This is a genomic window from Niveibacterium sp. (assembly GCF_041909475.1).
Lineage (GTDB): Bacteria > Pseudomonadota > Gammaproteobacteria > Burkholderiales > Rhodocyclaceae > Niveibacterium.
On the sequence record NZ_JAYRDJ010000012.1, the window covers coordinates 43466 to 59434 of the forward strand.

The 15969-nt window shown below is 62.9% G+C and carries 16 protein-coding genes; 10 read left to right on the forward strand and 6 right to left on the reverse strand.

The window, feature by feature from the left end; all coding sequences use genetic code 11:
- The 9 genes from ACE3P0_RS10000 to ACE3P0_RS10040 form a co-directional block, all read left to right on the forward strand.
- Positions 1-340, forward strand: a 340-nt coding sequence (locus ACE3P0_RS10000; RefSeq protein ID WP_374402392.1) for a 4Fe-4S dicluster domain-containing protein, incomplete at its 5' end; no start/stop codon positions are given.
- Positions 341-347: 7 nt separating this feature from the next.
- A complete protein-coding gene (locus tag ACE3P0_RS10005; protein ID WP_172199612.1) occupies positions 348-584 on the forward strand; it encodes a succinate dehydrogenase assembly factor 2 in 237 nt (78 codons plus the stop codon).
- A gap of 53 nt (positions 585-637) precedes the next feature.
- Positions 638-1930 carry a citrate synthase gene (gltA, locus tag ACE3P0_RS10010; protein ID WP_172199615.1) on the forward strand — a complete coding sequence of 431 codons (1293 nt, stop codon included), beginning with the start codon at positions 638-640 and terminating at the stop codon, positions 1928-1930.
- 155 nt (positions 1931-2085) lie between these two features.
- Positions 2086-4932 carry a 2-oxoglutarate dehydrogenase E1 component gene (locus ACE3P0_RS10015; RefSeq protein ID WP_374402395.1) on the forward strand — a complete coding sequence of 949 codons (2847 nt, stop codon included), beginning with the start codon at positions 2086-2088 and terminating at the stop codon, positions 4930-4932.
- A 36-nt stretch (positions 4933-4968) separates the two neighbouring features.
- The gene (odhB, locus tag ACE3P0_RS10020) at positions 4969-6222 is read left to right on the forward strand and encodes a 2-oxoglutarate dehydrogenase complex dihydrolipoyllysine-residue succinyltransferase (RefSeq protein WP_374402397.1); all 1254 of its coding nucleotides are present in this window, start codon (positions 4969-4971) and stop codon (positions 6220-6222) included.
- A 13-nt stretch (positions 6223-6235) separates the two neighbouring features.
- Positions 6236-6562, forward strand: a complete 327-nt coding sequence (locus ACE3P0_RS10025) for a PspC domain-containing protein (RefSeq protein ID WP_374402398.1) — start codon at positions 6236-6238, stop codon at positions 6560-6562.
- Positions 6563-6580: 18 nt separating this feature from the next.
- Positions 6581-8005, forward strand: coding sequence for a dihydrolipoyl dehydrogenase (gene lpdA, locus ACE3P0_RS10030; RefSeq protein WP_172199627.1), 1425 nt, complete (start codon positions 6581-6583; stop codon positions 8003-8005).
- A gap of 75 nt (positions 8006-8080) precedes the next feature.
- Positions 8081-9193 (forward strand): cell division protein ZapE, encoded by a 1113-nt coding sequence (gene zapE, locus ACE3P0_RS10035; RefSeq protein WP_374402402.1) that lies wholly within the window; start codon positions 8081-8083, stop codon positions 9191-9193.
- A gap of 66 nt (positions 9194-9259) precedes the next feature.
- Positions 9260-11218 carry an ATP-dependent DNA helicase gene (locus ACE3P0_RS10040; RefSeq protein WP_374402404.1) on the forward strand — a complete coding sequence of 653 codons (1959 nt, stop codon included), beginning with the start codon at positions 9260-9262 and terminating at the stop codon, positions 11216-11218.
- 56 nt (positions 11219-11274) lie between these two features.
- Here ACE3P0_RS10040 and ACE3P0_RS10045 read toward each other — a convergent pair whose 3' ends face one another.
- Genes ACE3P0_RS10045 through ompR form a run of 6 tightly spaced genes read right to left on the reverse strand, consistent with a single transcriptional unit; the run spans position 11275 to position 15364 of the window.
- On the reverse strand, positions 11275-12105 hold the full coding sequence (locus ACE3P0_RS10045; RefSeq protein ID WP_172199636.1) for a peptidylprolyl isomerase: 831 nt from the start codon (positions 12103-12105) through the stop codon (positions 11275-11277).
- Positions 12106-12123: 18 nt separating this feature from the next.
- Positions 12124-12405 carry a BolA family protein gene (locus ACE3P0_RS10050; protein WP_374402406.1) on the reverse strand — a complete coding sequence of 94 codons (282 nt, stop codon included), beginning with the start codon at positions 12403-12405 and terminating at the stop codon, positions 12124-12126.
- A complete protein-coding gene (locus ACE3P0_RS10055) occupies positions 12405-12704 on the reverse strand; it encodes a YciI family protein (protein ID WP_374402409.1) in 300 nt (99 codons plus the stop codon). Before ACE3P0_RS10055 ends, ACE3P0_RS10050 begins: the two co-directional genes overlap by 1 nt.
- Entirely contained in the window at positions 12704-13240 is a 537-nt protein-coding gene (locus ACE3P0_RS10060; RefSeq protein ID WP_374402410.1) for a septation protein A, read from the reverse strand. The genes ACE3P0_RS10055 and ACE3P0_RS10060 overlap by 1 nt, the downstream gene beginning before the upstream one ends.
- Before the next feature lie 29 nt (positions 13241-13269).
- On the reverse strand, positions 13270-14622 hold the full coding sequence (locus ACE3P0_RS10065; RefSeq protein WP_374402412.1) for an ATP-binding protein: 1353 nt from the start codon (positions 14620-14622) through the stop codon (positions 13270-13272).
- 13 nt (positions 14623-14635) lie between these two features.
- Positions 14636-15364: a two-component system response regulator OmpR gene (gene ompR / locus ACE3P0_RS10070; RefSeq protein ID WP_172199667.1), complete on the reverse strand. Its 729-nt coding sequence runs from the start codon at positions 15362-15364 to the stop codon at positions 14636-14638.
- Between the two features lie 186 nt (positions 15365-15550).
- Here ompR and ACE3P0_RS10075 point away from each other — a divergent pair, with 186 nt between their 5' ends.
- A complete protein-coding gene (locus tag ACE3P0_RS10075) occupies positions 15551-15898 on the forward strand; it encodes a hypothetical protein (RefSeq protein WP_374402415.1) in 348 nt (115 codons plus the stop codon).
- Positions 15899-15969 lie beyond the last annotated feature (71 nt).

Consider the following 15969-nt stretch of genomic DNA (forward strand, 5'->3'; position numbering starts at 1 on the left):
CCCGGCGCCCGAGCGTGAGCGCCTGCAATCGCCGGAAGACCGCGAAGAGCTCAACGGGCTGTACGAATGCATCCTGTGCGCGAGTTGCTCCACCTCGTGCCCGTCTTTCTGGTGGAACCCGGACAAATTCGTCGGCCCCGCCGGTCTGCTGGCGGCCTACCGCTTCATCGCCGACACGCGTGACCAAGCGACCAGCGAGCGCCTCGACAACCTCGAAGACCCGTATCGCCTGTTCCGCTGCCACACCATCATGAACTGCGTGGACGTGTGCCCGAAGGGCCTCAACCCGACGCGCGCGATCGGCAAGATCAAGGACATGATGGTCCGCCGGGCCGTCTGAGCACACGATGAGCGCACTCAAGGAACGCGTGAAGTGGCGTAGCCGCCGGGGCCTGCTGGAACTCGACATCTTCTTCACGCGTTACTACGCGAAGCATCTCGATGCCCTGAGCGACGCCGAGCTCGAAACGCTGCTCGACATGCTCACCACGGACGACATTGAGCTGTGGAAATGGGTAGGCGGCCGGGAAGAATGCCCGGTCGAAGAATGGAAAAGCTTGATCGCCGCCATCCGTCAGGCATGACGGGCGCGGTATCCGATGGATTACTGCAATCACTGGCACAGAAGGGACGAATCATGACGACTCAACGCACCGCTACGCTGACCATCGATGGCAATAGCGTCGAATTCCCGGTGATGTCTGGCGTACACGGGCCGGACGTCATCGACATTCGCAAGCTCTACGGCTCGACCGGTAACTTCACCTTTGACCCGGGCTTCCTGTCCACGGCCAGCTGCCAGTCGAAGATCACCTACATCGACGGCGACAAGGGTGAGCTGATGTATCGCGGCTACCCGATCGAGCAACTCGCCGAGAAGTGCGACTTCCTAGAAACGGCCTACCTGCTGCGGGAGGGCGAACTGCCCACCGTGAAGCAGAAGGAAGCCTTCGTGAAATCGATCCAGCGCCACACGATGGTGCACGAACAGCTGACCCGCTTCTACCAGGGCTTCCGCCGTGACGCGCACCCGATGGCGGTGTGCGTGGGCGTGGTCGGCGCGCTGTCGGCCTTCTACCACGATGCAGCCGACTTCTCGGATCAGGAACACCGCACGGTGTCCTTCCACCGCATCCTGGCGAAGATGCCCACCATCGTCGCGATGGCGTACAAGTACTCGGTCGGCGAGCCGTTCATGTACCCGCGCAACGACCTCGACTACACCGAGAACTTCATGCACATGATGTTCGGTACGCCGTGCGAGAAGTACGTGCCGAACCCGGTGCTGGCGAAGGCGCTCGACCGCATCCTGATCCTGCACGCCGACCACGAACAGAACGCATCGACCTCCACCGTGCGTCTGGCGGGTTCGTCGGGTGCCAATCCGTTTGCGTGCATCTCGGCCGGTATCGCCTGCCTGTGGGGCCCCGCCCACGGTGGCGCGAACGAAGCCTGCCTCAACATGCTGGAAGAGATCGGCGATGTGTCGCGCGTGGGCGAGTACATCAAGCGCGCGAAGGACAAGAACGATTCCTTCAAGCTGATGGGCTTTGGCCACCGTGTGTACAAGAACTACGACCCGCGCGCCAAGCTGATGCGGGAGACCTGCCACGAAGTGCTGCACGAGCTCGGTCTGCACGACAGCAAACTGTTCAAGCTCGCGATGGAACTTGAGCGCATCGCGCTGGAAGATCCGTACTTCGTCGAGAAGAAGCTCTACCCGAACGTCGACTTCTACTCCGGCATCGTGCAAAGCGCGCTGGGGATTCCGACTTCGATGTTCACCTGCATTTTCGCCCTTGCGCGCACCGTTGGCTGGATGAGCCAGTGGGAGGAAATGCTTACCGACGCCGACTACAAGATCGGCCGTCCGCGTCAGCTTTACGTGGGCGCCGCAAAACGCGACGTTACCCCGATCGGCTTGCGCTGACACAGCAGATGGCAAGTCGCAACAGTGTTTGACCGCGGGGCGGGCTGACGATCTGGGGGGAGAGTCTCCCCGTCCCGTTTTTTCCGGTGTGAGTGGCTTCCACCGGAACGCTGTGCGGCGTGCTTCATTCACCCGCAGAAAGACAGGTGGCTCCAATGATGAGACAGTTTATGGGCAACTCCTATCTGTTCGGGAGCAATGCGCCGTTCATCGAGGAACTCTACGAGTCCTACCTCGATAACCCGGCCAGCGTTCCGGAACAGTGGCGAGATTATTTCGACGCCCTGCAGAACATGCCTGGTGCCGTGACGCGCGACGTCGCCCACGCACCGGTCATCGCATCCTTCGCCCAGATGGCGAAGCAGAACAAGCTCGCGACGTCCGCGGTCGGTATTGCCGACAAGCGTCAGATCGGCGTGCTTCAAATGATCAACGCTTACCGCTTCCTCGGTAACCGTTGGGCACAGATCGATCCGCTCAAGCGTCAGGAGCGTCCGCAGATCGCCGAATTGGAGCCGTCCTTCTACGGTTTCACCGAGGCCGACCTGAGCCAGCAGTTCAACACCGGCTCCTTCCACTTTCCGAATGGCCAGCAGGCTACGCTGCGCGAGATCCTGGAATCTGCGCGCGAAACCTACTGCGGCACGGTCGCTACGGAGTACATGTACCTCTCCGACATCGGCCAGAAGCGCTGGATCCAGAGCAAGCTGGAGCCGAACCGCAGCCGGCCGAATTTCAGCGTCGAACAGCGCAAGCGCATCCTTGAGCGGATGACTGCGGCGGAAACGCTGGAGAAGTACCTCCACACCCGCTACGTTGGCCAGAAGCGCTTCTCGCTCGAAGGCGGCGAGTCGGCCATCGTTGCGATGGACACGATCATCAACCATGCCGGTACCGCCGGCGTGCAGGAAATCGTGATCGGCATGGCCCACCGTGGCCGCCTTAACGTGCTGGTCAACACGCTGGGCAAGCAGCCGGCGATGCTGTTCTCGGAGTTCGAGGGCAAGCACGCGGCGGATCTGTCCGCCGGCGACGTGAAGTACCACATGGGCTTCTCGTCGGATGTCAGCACCCCCGGTGGCCCGGTGCACCTGACGCTGGCCTTCAACCCCTCGCACCTTGAAATCGTGAACCCGGTGGTCGAAGGTTCGGTGTATGCACGTCAGCAGCGCCGTTCCGAAGCGGAAAAGCTCTGCGCGCTGCCGGTGCTGATCCACGGCGATGCGGCGGTGGCGGGGCAGGGCGTGAATCAGGAAATGCTGAACTTCTCGCAGACGCGGGGTTTCGGCACCGGTGGCACGATCCACATCGTGATCAACAACCAGATCGGTTTCACCACCTCCGATCCGCGCGACCTGCGCTCGTCGATCTACTGTACCGACGTGTTCAAGATGGTCGAAGCGCCGATCTTCCACGTCAATGGCGATGACCCGGAAGCGGTCGCGTTGGTATGCCAGATCGCCGTCGAATTCCGCCAGACCTTCAAGAAGGACGTGGTCGTCGACATCATCTGCTACCGCAAGCTCGGTCACAACGAGCAGGACGAGCCGATGGTCACGCAGCCGCTGATGTACAAGAAGGTGAATGCTCACCCGGGTTCGCGCAAGCTGTACGCGGATCGCCTGGTTGGGCTGGGTGTGTGCCGCGCCGACGAACCGGATCAGATGATCACCGAGTACCGCGCCGCACTCGACCGCGGGGAGCTGCTCTACAACCCGGTGCTCTCGGGCTACACACGCAAGTTTGCGCAGGACTGGACCCCGTTCCTCAAGAAGGAATACACCGACGAGTGCGACACCTCGGTGCCGCAGGCTGAGCTGCGTCGCCTTGCCCAACGCCTGACCGATGTGCCGTCGGGCATCACGCTGCATTCGCGCGTCGCGAAGATCATTGAAGATCGTCGCGCGATGGGCGAGGGCAAGCTGCCGCTTGACTGGGGTATGGGCGAGAACCTCGCTTACGCATCGCTCGTGGCCGAAGGCTTCGGCGTGCGTCTGTCCGGTCAAGACGCAGGGCGTGGCACCTTCTTCCATCGCCACGCCGTGCTGCACGACCAGAACCGCGAGGTGTGGGATGCAGGCATCTACGTGCCGGCCCAGCACATCCAGGAGAATCAGGCACCCTTCACGGTGATCGACTCGGTGCTGTCCGAGAACGCCGTGCTCGCGTTCGAGTACGGGTTCGCGACCGCAGAACCGAATCATCTCGTGGTGTGGGAAGGCCAGTTCGGCGACTTCGCCAACGGTGCGCAGGTCGTGATCGATCAGTTCATCAGTTCCGGCGAAGCGAAGTGGGGCCGCTTGTCGGGCATCACGATGCTGCTGCCGCATGGTTACGAAGGTCAGGGCCCGGAGCACTCTTCGGCGCGCCTTGAGCGCTACATGCAGTTGTGTGCCGAGAATAACTGGCAGGTCTGTGTGCCTTCGACGCCGTCGCAGATCTTCCACCTGTTGCGCCGTCAGATGGTGCGCAAGCTTCGCAAGCCGCTGATCGTGATGACGCCGAAGTCGCTGCTGCGCCACAAGGACGCGGTTTCGACGCTTGACGAACTCTCGGATGGCCGTTTCCGCACCGTGATCGGCGAAGTGGATCCGCTTGATCCCAAGGCCGTCACGCGCGTCGTGCTGTGCTCCGGCAAGATCTACTACGAACTGGTCGCCGAACGCCGTGCCAAGGGCATCCAGAACACGGCCGTCGTGCGTATCGAACAACTCTATCCCTTCCCGAATGAGGCGTTTGCCAAAGAGCTGGGCAAATACCCCAACGCGCAGGAAGTGGTGTGGTGTCAGGAAGAGCCGCGTAACCAGGGTGCCTGGTACTGGATCGTCTCCCGCCAGCATCTCGCCCGTTCGCTAGGCAAGAGCCACCACCTCTACCTCGTCAGCCGTCCGGCCTCGGCCTCGCCCGCGGTCGGCTACTACGCTAAGCACCAGGTGCAGCAGAAGGCGGTGATCGAGGGCGCGTTCGGTGAACTGAATCAGGACGTCGCTCCGAGCCGCTGAGCTCGCGCGTCAGAAAGCACATAGAGGGAAGAAAAAATGCTGATCGAAGTGAAAGTCCCGCAGCTTTCCGAATCGGTGTCCGAAGCGACGCTGGTGAGCTGGCACAAGAAGGAGGGCGATGCTGTCGCTCGTGACGAAAACCTGATCGACATCGAGACCGACAAGGTGGTGCTCGAGACGCCGGCACCCGCCGCCGGCGTGCTGGTCAAGATCATCAAGGGCAACGGCTCGAGCGTTACCAGCGGTGATCTGATCGCCCAGATCGATACCGAAGCCACTGCCGGTGCCTCGGCACCCGCAGCGAGTGCAGCGCCAGCCGCGGCGCCGGCACCAGCCGCTGCGGCCGCAGCAGCGCCGTCTGGCATGGGCCCGGCCGCGCGCAAGATCCTCGCCGAAAAGGGCGTTGATGCTTCCAGCGTGCAGGGCACCGGCCCTGGCGGTCGCGTGACCAAGGCCGATGCGCTCGGCACCACGACCCATACGGTGACCAAGGCCGCCGTGGTGCCGTCGACGCTGCCGGCAGTGGGCTCGACCGCATCGGCTCTGCCGCAGCCGCCGGCACCAGTGGCGGTGGAGTCCGTGCTGGCAGATCGCCCAGAGCAGCGCGTGCCGATGAGCCGCCTGCGCGCCCGCGTCGCCGAGCGCCTGCTGCAGTCGCAAGCCACCAACGCCATCCTGACCACGTTCAACGAGGTCAACATGGCGCCGGTGATGGAGATGCGCAAGAAGTACCAGGAGAAGTTCGAGAAGGAGCACGGCGTGAAGCTGGGCTTCATGTCCTTCTTCGTGAAGGCCGCAGTCGCCGCGCTGAAGAAGTACCCGGTGCTCAATGCCTCGGTCGATGGCAACGACATCGTCTACCACGGCTACTTTGACATCGGTATCGCGGTGGGTTCGCCGCGCGGCTTGGTGGTGCCGATCCTGCGCAATGCCGACCAGATGACGCTGGCCGAAATCGAGAAGAAGATTGCCGAGTTCGGCGCCAAGGCGCGCGATGGCAAGCTGTCGATCGAAGATCTGACTGGCGGCACGTTCTCGATCTCGAACGGCGGCATCTTCGGTTCGATGCTGTCGACGCCGATCATCAACCCGCCGCAATCGGCGATCCTCGGCATTCACGCCACCAAGGATCGTCCGGTGGTTGAGAACGGTCAGGTCGTGATCCGTCCGATCAACTACCTTGCGATGTCGTATGACCACCGGATCATCGACGGCCGCGAGGCAGTGCTCGGCTTGGTCACCATGAAGGAAGCACTGGAGGATCCGGCGCGTCTGCTGCTGGAAGTCTGACCGGAGGCAATCAATGTCCGTCGCCGATGAAATCGCCAAGCTGCACCAGCTGAAAGAAAGCGGGGCACTGACGGAAGCGGAATTCGCTACTGCGAAAGCCCGCCTCCTGGGTGATGAAGCCCCCCGCGGCAGCACCGCGGGGTCGGCGGCGATCAACGGATTGCGCCGCTCACGCGACGACCGCTGGATCGGTGGCGTCTGCGGCGGCATCGGCCGGATGACCGGGATAGAGTCGTGGGTCTGGCGCCTTCTGTGGGTGCTGATGGCCTGCTTCGCCGGTGTAGGTGTGTTCGCCTACGTCCTCTGCTGGATTTTTGTACCCGACGAGAACGCCGGGTAATCACGATCGGAGCGTTCAATGGCTCAGGAATTCGATGTACTGGTGATCGGCGGCGGGCCCGCTGGTTACGTCGCCGCCATCCGTGCGGCGCAGCTGGGGCTGAAAGCAGCCTGTTGCGAATCTGCGGCGTATGCCGATCCGAAAGGCGAGCCGCGTCTGGGTGGCACCTGCCTTAACGTCGGCTGCATCCCGTCGAAGGCGCTGTTGTATTCGTCGGAACTCTACGACCACGCGACGCACGCCTTCGTGATGCATGGCATCAAGGTCGAAGGTGTGTCGATCGATGTGCCCTCGATGATCCGCCGCAAGGACAACATCGTCACGCAGCTCACCAGCGGCATCAAAGGGCTGTTCAAGAAGTACAAGGTCACCTTCCTTGCCGGTCACGGAAGCTTCGTCGCGGAGGCCGACGGCCTCTGGAAGATGAAGGTTGGCAACGAAGATGTCGTCGCCAAGCATGTGATCGTTGCCACCGGTTCGCGTGCGCGGCATCTGCCGGGGATCCCGGTCGACAACGTCAACATCGTCGACAACGAAGGTGCGCTCAAGACGGAGTCCGTACCGAAGCGCCTGGGCGTGATCGGTGCTGGCGTGATCGGCCTTGAAATGGGCAGCGTCTGGAAGCGCCTTGGCTCCGAGGTCACCATTCTTGAGGCGCTGCCGGACTTCCTGGCGGCAGCCGATCAGGCGGTGGCGAAGGAAGCCTGGAAAGTCTTCACGAAGAAGCAGGGTTTGAACATCCAGCTTGGCGTGCAGATCAAGGAAGTGACGACCGGCCCCAACACGGTCTCCGTGAAGTACGAGAACGACGAAGGCGACCAGGTCCTCGAGTTCGACAAGCTGGTCGTGGCGGTGGGCCGTACGCCGAATACCGAAGGGCTCAACGCAGCAGCCGTCGGGCTCAAGCTTGATGCCCGTGGCCGAATCGAAGTGGACGATCACTGTTCGACCAATCTACGCAACGTATGGGCGGTCGGTGATGTGGTGCGGGGGCCGATGCTGGCGCACAAGGGCATGGAAGAGGGCGTCATGGTGGCCGAATGCATCGCCGGTCAGGCGGGGCACTGCAACTACGACACGATTCCGTGGGTCATCTACACCCAGCCGGAGATCGCCTGGGTCGGCAAGACCGAGCAGGATCTGAAGGCTGCGGGTATTCCGTTCAAGGCGGGTCAAATCCCGTTCATGGCGAACGGCCGTGCCTTGGGGCAGGGCGACACCACGGGTTTCGTGAAGGTTCTGGCGCATGCCGAGACTGATCAGATCCTCGGTGCTCACATCATCGGCACCAACGCGTCGGAGCTGATCGCCGAGGCGGTCGTCGCGATGGAGTTCGGCGCGTCGTCTGAAGACCTGGCCCGCACCGCCCATGCCCACCCGACCCTGTCGGAAGTGATGCACGAAGCCGCGCTGGCAGTCGACAAGCGTTCGCTGCACTTCTAAAGCATTGCAACCGGACGGCCGTTCATCGGTCTATCGACCGAGAACGGCCGTTTTCTATTTCGATACGCAGCAGCCATGCCGCACCGCATCCTCAACGTTCCCGAATTTGGCGTCCGCGACGCCTATGAATCCCTGCTGAAGGCCCGTGGGTACAAGGCCGACGCGGCACAACGCGGCGCCATCGCGCGTTTGCAGGATCTCTACACCGATCTGCTGGCCTTCAAGGCAGTTCGCCGAACGCGCTTGCGCAAGCTGGTGTTCAACCCGCACCCGCCACGCAGCGTTTATCTCTGGGGGGGGGTTGGGCGCGGCAAGAGCTTCATCATGGATTGCTTCTTCGACGCGGTGCCTTACCAGCGCAAGCGTCGGGTTCACTTCCATGCGTTCATGCGGGAAGTGCATGAGCTGCTGCGCAGCTTCAAGGACAACGAAGACCCGCTGATCCGCGTGGCCGAGACGATTGCCCGCCAAACCCGGCTGATGTGCTTCGACGAGTTCCACGTTTCTGACATCGCCGACGCGATGATCCTCGGCCGTCTGCTGGACGCCCTGTTCGCACGCGGTGTGGTGTTCGTGATGACCTCGAATTACCCGCCGGACGGCCTCTATCCGAATGGGCTGCAACGGCAGAATTTCCTGCCAACCATCGACCTGATCAAGCGGCGTTTCGATGTGCTCGAAGTTGATCAGGGCACGGACTACCGCTTGCGCGCGCTTGAGCGCATGAACATCTACATCGTGCCAGCAGGTGCCAATGCGGACGAGCAGTTGGCCAATGAATTCAGGCAGGTGGCCGGTGGCAAGGGCATGCCGGGCCAGATCGAATTGCTCGATCGCCAGATTCCGGTACGGCGCCTGCATGAAGGTACGGTGTGGTTCGATTTTGCGACGCTTTGCGGCGGCCCTCGCTCGCAAAATGACTACCTTGACCTTGCCCGGCGCTACCACACGATATTCCTGTCCGACATTCCGGTCATGACGCGCGACAACGGCAACGAGGCACGGCGTTTTACCTGGCTTGTCGATGTGCTCTACGACTGCCGCGTGAAGCTGATTATCAGCGCGGCAGCCGAAGCGCCTGATCTTTATCGCGAGGGGCCGAATGCGCAGGAATTCCCCCGCACCGTATCGCGCCTGATCGAGATGCGCTCGCGCGAGTATCTGGCGGAGCGCCATCGCCCAGTGTGATCGGCCCGCGGCGGCCAGGGTCATCCATCGGCCGTGCTAACATCGCCGACCCACGCGCCCGCCGCCATGAAAGAACTCTCCAGCTACTTCGCCGAAGACGGCGCGCTCGCCCAACGCATTGCCGGTTACCGGCCGCGTCCTCAGCAGTTCGAGATGGCGCAGGCGATCGCCGACGCCATCAAGGGCAATCGGGTGCTCGTCGCCGAAGCCGGCACCGGCACCGGGAAGACCTTTGCCTACCTTGTGCCCGCGCTGCTCTCCGGCGGCAAGGTGATCGTCTCCACCGGCACCAAGACGCTGCAGGACCAACTATTCCATCGCGATCTGCCTGCGGTGCGCGACGCGCTACGCGTGCCGGTCAGCGTCGCGTTGCTCAAAGGGCGTGCGAACTACCTGTGCCACTATCACCTGGAGCGGGCACAGAGCGATGGCCGATTCGCCACCCGCGAAGATGCGCTGCATTTGCCCAAAATCGTACGCTGGGCCAAGCACACCTCAACCGGCGATAAGGCCGAGTGCCCGGACGTTTCCGAAGATGCTGGGGTGTGGCAACAAGTCACCTCGACACGCGACAACTGCCTCGGGCAGGACTGTCCGAGCGTCAAGGAATGCTTCGTCCTCGCCGCGCGCCGCGCTGCGCAAGAAGCCGAGGTCGTGGTGGTCAATCACCACCTCTTCTTTGCTGATGTGATGCTGCGCGACACCGGTCTCGCTGAGTTGCTGCCGGCCTGCAACACAGTGATCTTCGACGAAGCGCACCAACTGCCCGAGACGGCCAGCCTGTTCTTCGGCGAGAGTATCTCGACCGGGCAACTGTTGGATCTCGCGCGGGACACTCGCAACGAGGCAATTGCCGGCGCCAAGGATTTCATGCCCTTGCAGGATGCGACCCGTTCGCTGGAAAAGGCGGCCCGCGATCTGCGGCTGGCCTTCCCGGGTGACAACCAACGGCTCGGCTGGAATCAACTCGGCAGTTTGAAAGGCCTCGAGCCGGCGCTCGATTCGCTGGTTCGGGAGATGGACGCGTTTGCCGCCCTGCTCGAAACGCAGGCCGAACGCTCCGAGGGCCTTGAACGTTGCTGGCAGCGCACCTCCGAAATCTCGGAACGCATTACGCGCTGGCGCATGCCGCCGGGGCCGGAAATCGTTCGCTGGGCCGAGGTGTACAGCCAGTCTGCGTCGCTCAACGCCACACCGCTGCATGTGGCCGGACTCTTCCGCAAACAGCTGGAAGGCACCGCGCGTTCGTGGATCTTTACCTCGGCCACGCTCGCGGTTGGGCGCGATTTCCGGCACTACTGCGAGGAACTCGGCCTCGACGCGCTGGAACCGCCACCCGACACCGCGGTGTGGGGCAGCCCGTTCGATTACGCCACACAGGCCTTGCTGTACGCACCCGAAGGCATGCCCGACCCGAACAGCCCCGGCTATGTGGACGCGGTGGTCGAGGCTGCGCTGCCCGCGATACGTGCTGCACAGGGGCGTACGTTCGTCCTCTGCACGGCCTTACGCGCGATGCAGCGCATCCATGAGCAGCTTGCGAGCCGTTTTGAGCGCGAGGCGCTGGATTTCCCGCTGCTGATGCAAGGGCAGGGTTCGCGCAGCGAATTGCTTGAGCGTTTCCGCAAGTTGGGTAACGCGGTGCTGGTCGCCAGCCAGAGTTTCTGGGAGGGCGTCGATGTGCCGGGCGACGCGCTCTCGCTCGTCGTGATCGACAAGCTGCCCTTCGCACCACCGGATGATCCGGTGCTGGCCGCGCGTATCGAATGGATGCGTTCTGAGGGGCGAAACCCCTTCATGGATTACCAGCTGCCGCGATCGGTGATCAACGTCAAGCAGGGGGCAGGGCGCCTGATCCGCACCGAGCGCGACCGCGGCGTCTTGATGATCTGCGACCCGCGCATGATCGACAAACCCTATGGCCGACGTGTCTGGCAAAGCCTGCCGCCAATGGCTCGCACGCGTCGCTCGTCCGACGCGGTTGCCTTCCTCGAGACGCTACCGCCGCCAGCCATAACGGACTGAGCACACAAAAGCAAAACGGCCCGCAAGGGCCGTTTTGTTGATGCGTAGAAATCCGCTTACTGGATCTTGGCGGCCTTCTTCAGCTCGCCGATGTGCTTCTCGACGGCTTGCTGTTGCAGACGCTGCTGGATGTTGGCCTTGACCTGGTCATAGGCCGGCGGCGTCGCGTCACGCGAGTCGTCCAGCAGGATCACGTGGTAGCCGAAATCGGTCTTGACCGGCTCGGTCGTGTACTTGCCCTTCTGCAGCTTGCCGAGCGCTTCGCCAAACGGCTTCACGTAGGCATCGGGCGAATTCCAGCCGAGGTCGCCACCGTTGTCCTTGGAGCCAGTATCCTTGCTGTCCTTCGCCAGGTCGGCGAACTTGGCGCCGCCCTTGAGCTTGGTGATGATCGCCTTGGCGTCGTCTTCCTTCTCGACGAGGATGTGGCGGGCCTTGTATTCCTTCTTGGCGCTCTTGGCGACGAGCTCGTCGTAGGCCTTCTTTACGTCGGCTTCCGGAATCGGATGCGTCTTGACGTAGTCTTCGAGGTAGGCGCCGACAAGGGCCGAGCGCTGCATCAGCTGCATTGCGGTCTGGAAGCGCGGGTTCTTGTCGACACCCTTCTTCTTCGCTTCCTGGGCGATCACTTCACGACGGACCAGCTCTTCGCGGATCGCGTTGCGCACTTCAGCATTGTCGGGCGCACCGCGCTGCATTTGCTCTTGCATGAACAGGTCGGCCTGTGCCTGCGGGATGGCAACGCCATTCACCGTAGCAACGGGGCCAGAAGACTTGGCAGCCGGAGCGGCAGCCGGTTTTGCGGCAGCCTTGTCATCGGCGGAGGCCGCAACCGAGATCGCGGCGGCAACGATACCGACGAGCAGTCGGCTGATTTCACGTTTCATGGAGTTCCTCTGGTTTGGTCAAGCGTGGGGTGAGGCAGATTCATCCGGGGTTCGCGCGTCGATGGCGAGCGCGTGAATCCTGGCCGGAATCATGTCGGCGAGTCGTGCATACACCGCGCGATGGCGAGCGATCCGCGATTTGCCGGAAAACAGGGGTGAAACGATATGCAGGCGGAAATGCCCGCCGCCGCCCGCAGCGCCGGCGTGGCCGGCATGGCGCGCACTCTCGTCTTCGAGCGTGAGCGCAAGCGGGTCAAGTTCCGTCAGGCGTGACCGGATTTCGTCGATCAAGGCGCTCATCAGGGCAGTACGCGTTTGAAGGGGCGAACCGTGGTGCGGGCAAAAACGCCCTCGGTGACGTAGGGGTCCGCGGCCATCCAGGCTTCCGCTTCGGTCTGGCTCGCGAATTCGGCGACGATCAGGCTACCGACGAAGCCGGCCGGGCCAGGATCGGGGCTGTCGATCGCAGGCATCGGCCCCGCGAGCAGCAAGCGGCCGGCGTCTGCAAGCGCCTGCAGGCGGGCCAGATGGACCGGCCGCGCAGCGAGACGTTTGTCGAGGCTGTTCGGGGTGTCTTCACCCGTCAAGGCGTACAGCATTACTTCTTTTCCTCGTCAAGGTAGCGGGAGAGCATCAGGCTCTGCACCACCACGAACACCAGCATCAAACCGGTACCGCCGAACAGCTTGAAGTTGACCCAGGCCTGTTCGGAGAAGCGATAGGCCACTGCGATGTTGATCACGCCCATCACCGCGAAGAAGGCCATCCACGAGAAGTTGAGCTTGCGCCAGGCTTCTTCCGGGAGCTCAAGCTGCGAGCCGAACACGGCCTGCATCGGGTTGCGACGGAATCCCCACTGCGTGACCGCCATCGCGATCGCCATGCCCCAATAGATGATCGTCGGCTTCCACTTGATGAAGGTCGGATCGTGCAGCACCAGCGTCAGCGTGCCGAAAATCACCACGACCACGGCCGAGAACCACATCATCGGCTCGACCTTGCGATGGATGAAGTAGGCCCAAGCCAGCTGTAGCACCGTAGCTGCCACTGCCACACCCGTCGCGACGTAGATGTCGGCGAACTTGTAGGCAATGAAGAACAGCAGAACGGGGAAAAGGTCAAAAAGTATCTTCATATCAGCCGGCCATTATAGCGATGTCGTCGTTATGCGTTGCTCGTTGCGCGTGAAGCCTGCTGAACCAGGATCTGCGCGAGCAGACCGCCGCCTTCGCGCTGCAGAAGATCGAGACGGCCGCCGTGTGCGCGCGCAACGCGATCTACGATCGCGAGCCCGAGGCCGGAGCCCATCGCATCGGTACGCGCCGCCTCAAGCCGGGTGAATGGGCGTTTGAGTCGTTCCACCTGGTCGGCAGGGATGCCGGGCCCTCTGTCCTTGATCGAGAAGACAAGGTGGGCACCGCGGCGTTCGCAGCCTACTTCGATCGGCGCTTCGCTGCCGGCATAGCGCAGCGCATTGTCGATCAGGTTTGAGATGGCGCGGCGTAAAGCCTTCGGCTTTCCCTTGAAGGGCAGCGCAGCGCCCGCGATATCGCCTGCGACAACGTTCGCCAGACCGCGTCGCTGATAACTCTGGATGAGATCGTTCGCGAGCGCGGTGCCATCCATATCGGCGAACGCCTCGTCCGCACTACCGCGGGCGAAGTCGAGGAACTGGCCGATGATCTTGTCCATTTCCTCGACGTCGGCCGACATCGCTTCGATATCGTCGGGATGCGCGCCCGTCATCTCGATGCCGAGACGCAGGCGGGCCAGTGGTGTGCGCAGGTCATGCGATACGCCAGCGAGGATCAGTGCGCGATCGGACTCGAGTTGCGCGAGGTTGTCCGACATCTGATTGAACGCGCGGCTCACCTCGTTGATCTCGCTCGGGCCTTCTTCCGGCAGGCGCGGCGGAGGCTCACCACGGCCCACCATCCGCGCCGCTGCAGCGATCTGCGCCATCGGTACTGCGACGCGACGCACGATCAGGTAGGCGCCCAGCATGGCGAGAATGCCGGCCGCTATGCCCCAGCCAAGCCACTCCGCAGTGCGGACACGCTCGAAGCGCTCGCGCGGCAACATCACCCAGAACAAATCGTTCGGATCATCAGGATCGATCCGGAAACTGACCCAGATGCCCTCGATGCCCTCACGGCTGCCGGCGAAACGGGTTTCGCTACCGAGCTGCCGGCTGACCTCGGCGGCAATGACGCGGATCGTCGGTGAATCGGGCAGAGGCCCCAGCTCATCGCCAGGCTCCGCAGGATAGATGCGGATGCCTTCCTGCACTGAAAGATCACGCAGCAGCGCGAGTCGCAACAGCGGGTCGGCGTTCACCAGTGCAGCGCGGGTGAGGTTCACCACGCTGACCAACATCTGGCCGAGCTGGCGCGCGCGCGGCTCCGATTCGAAGCGAACGAACAGCTGGAACCACGCGGCCAGCGCAAGGCCGATCAGCAGCGCGATCAGGAAGAAGGTGCGCCACAGCAGGCTGCTGGGCGCAAAGCGAATACGCACTTAGTACAGGGTGTCAGCTGCTGCGCTGGCCGTCCGGCACGAAGACATAGCCAAAGCCCCAAACCGTTTGCAGGTAGCGGGGGCGGGAGGCCTCTTCTTCGACCAGCTTTCTCAGGCGCGAGATCTGCACGTCGATCGATCGATCGAAGGCGTCGTATTCACGGCCGCGAGCCAGTTCCATCAGCTTGTCGCGCGACAGCGGTTGGCGCGGATGCTGCAAAAGCACTTTCAGCAGCGCAAATTCGCCCGTGGTGAGCGGCATTTCTTCGCCGTCGCGGGTCAGGGATCGCGTGCCAAGGTTGACCGTGACACGGCCGAAGCTGACCACTTCCTCATCCTCGGCTGGCGCGCCGGGCGGCGTGCGCGGCTTGCGGCGCAGTACAGCGTGAATGCGGGCCACCAGCTCGCGCGGGTTGAAAGGTTTGGGCAGGTAGTCGTCGGCACCCATTTCGAGACCGACGATGCGATCGACTTCATCGCCCTTCGCCGTCAGCATGATGATCGGCAGCTCGCTGCCGTTTCCGCGCAGGCGGCGGCAGATCGAAAGGCCGTCCTCGCCGGGCAGCATCAGATCCAGCACCAGCAGATCAGCGTGCTCGCGGGTCAGGGCGCGATCCATCGCCGGTGCGTCGGCAACGGCCTTTACGCCAAAGCCTTGCTCCTCAAGATAGCGCTCCAGCAGGTTGCGCAGGCGGGCATCGTCGTCGACGATCAGGATACGGTGGCGTTCTTTGGTTTCCATGGCGCACATGCTAACGGCTCGCACGCGCTGTCGCCAGCGCAAGGCAGGTAAAGGTTCGTTGCGGAATCGGCGACATGAAACACCTCGTAACAAGGAACGGCCAGCGTCAAACATATCATTCGCGCCGAGCGGCGAAGATGGCTTCACTGAAGCGTGGATCTCGTCCCGCATTCGCAGGGGAATCAAATGGTGAAGGCGATGTGGCGTAGCGTAGGAGGCGGGGCGGTCGCAGCCCTGCTGGTGGCGTTCGCACATCCTGCCGTGGCGGAAGGTTTGCGTTTTGGCCACGGCTTTGAAAAGCGCGCGACGCAGTCCGGATTGCGCGAAGAGTTGCGCGCCGAGCAGAAAGAACAGCGCCGCGACGACTGGCGCGAACACCAGACCGATCGCCTTGACGAGGGGCGGCGCACTGGCCGCCTCGACGCGCGATACGACAGCGAGCCCACTCCTGCGGTTCGGCGACTCAGCGCCGAGGAGCGTCGACAACTGCGCCGCGACCTGCAAGGCGCGGCGCGCGACCTTTACGGCCGCTGATTGGTGCATTTGTCCTTCCGGGATTGATGACTGTCAAGCGGACGACACTCGCTGCGGCGTAGCGTGTCCTG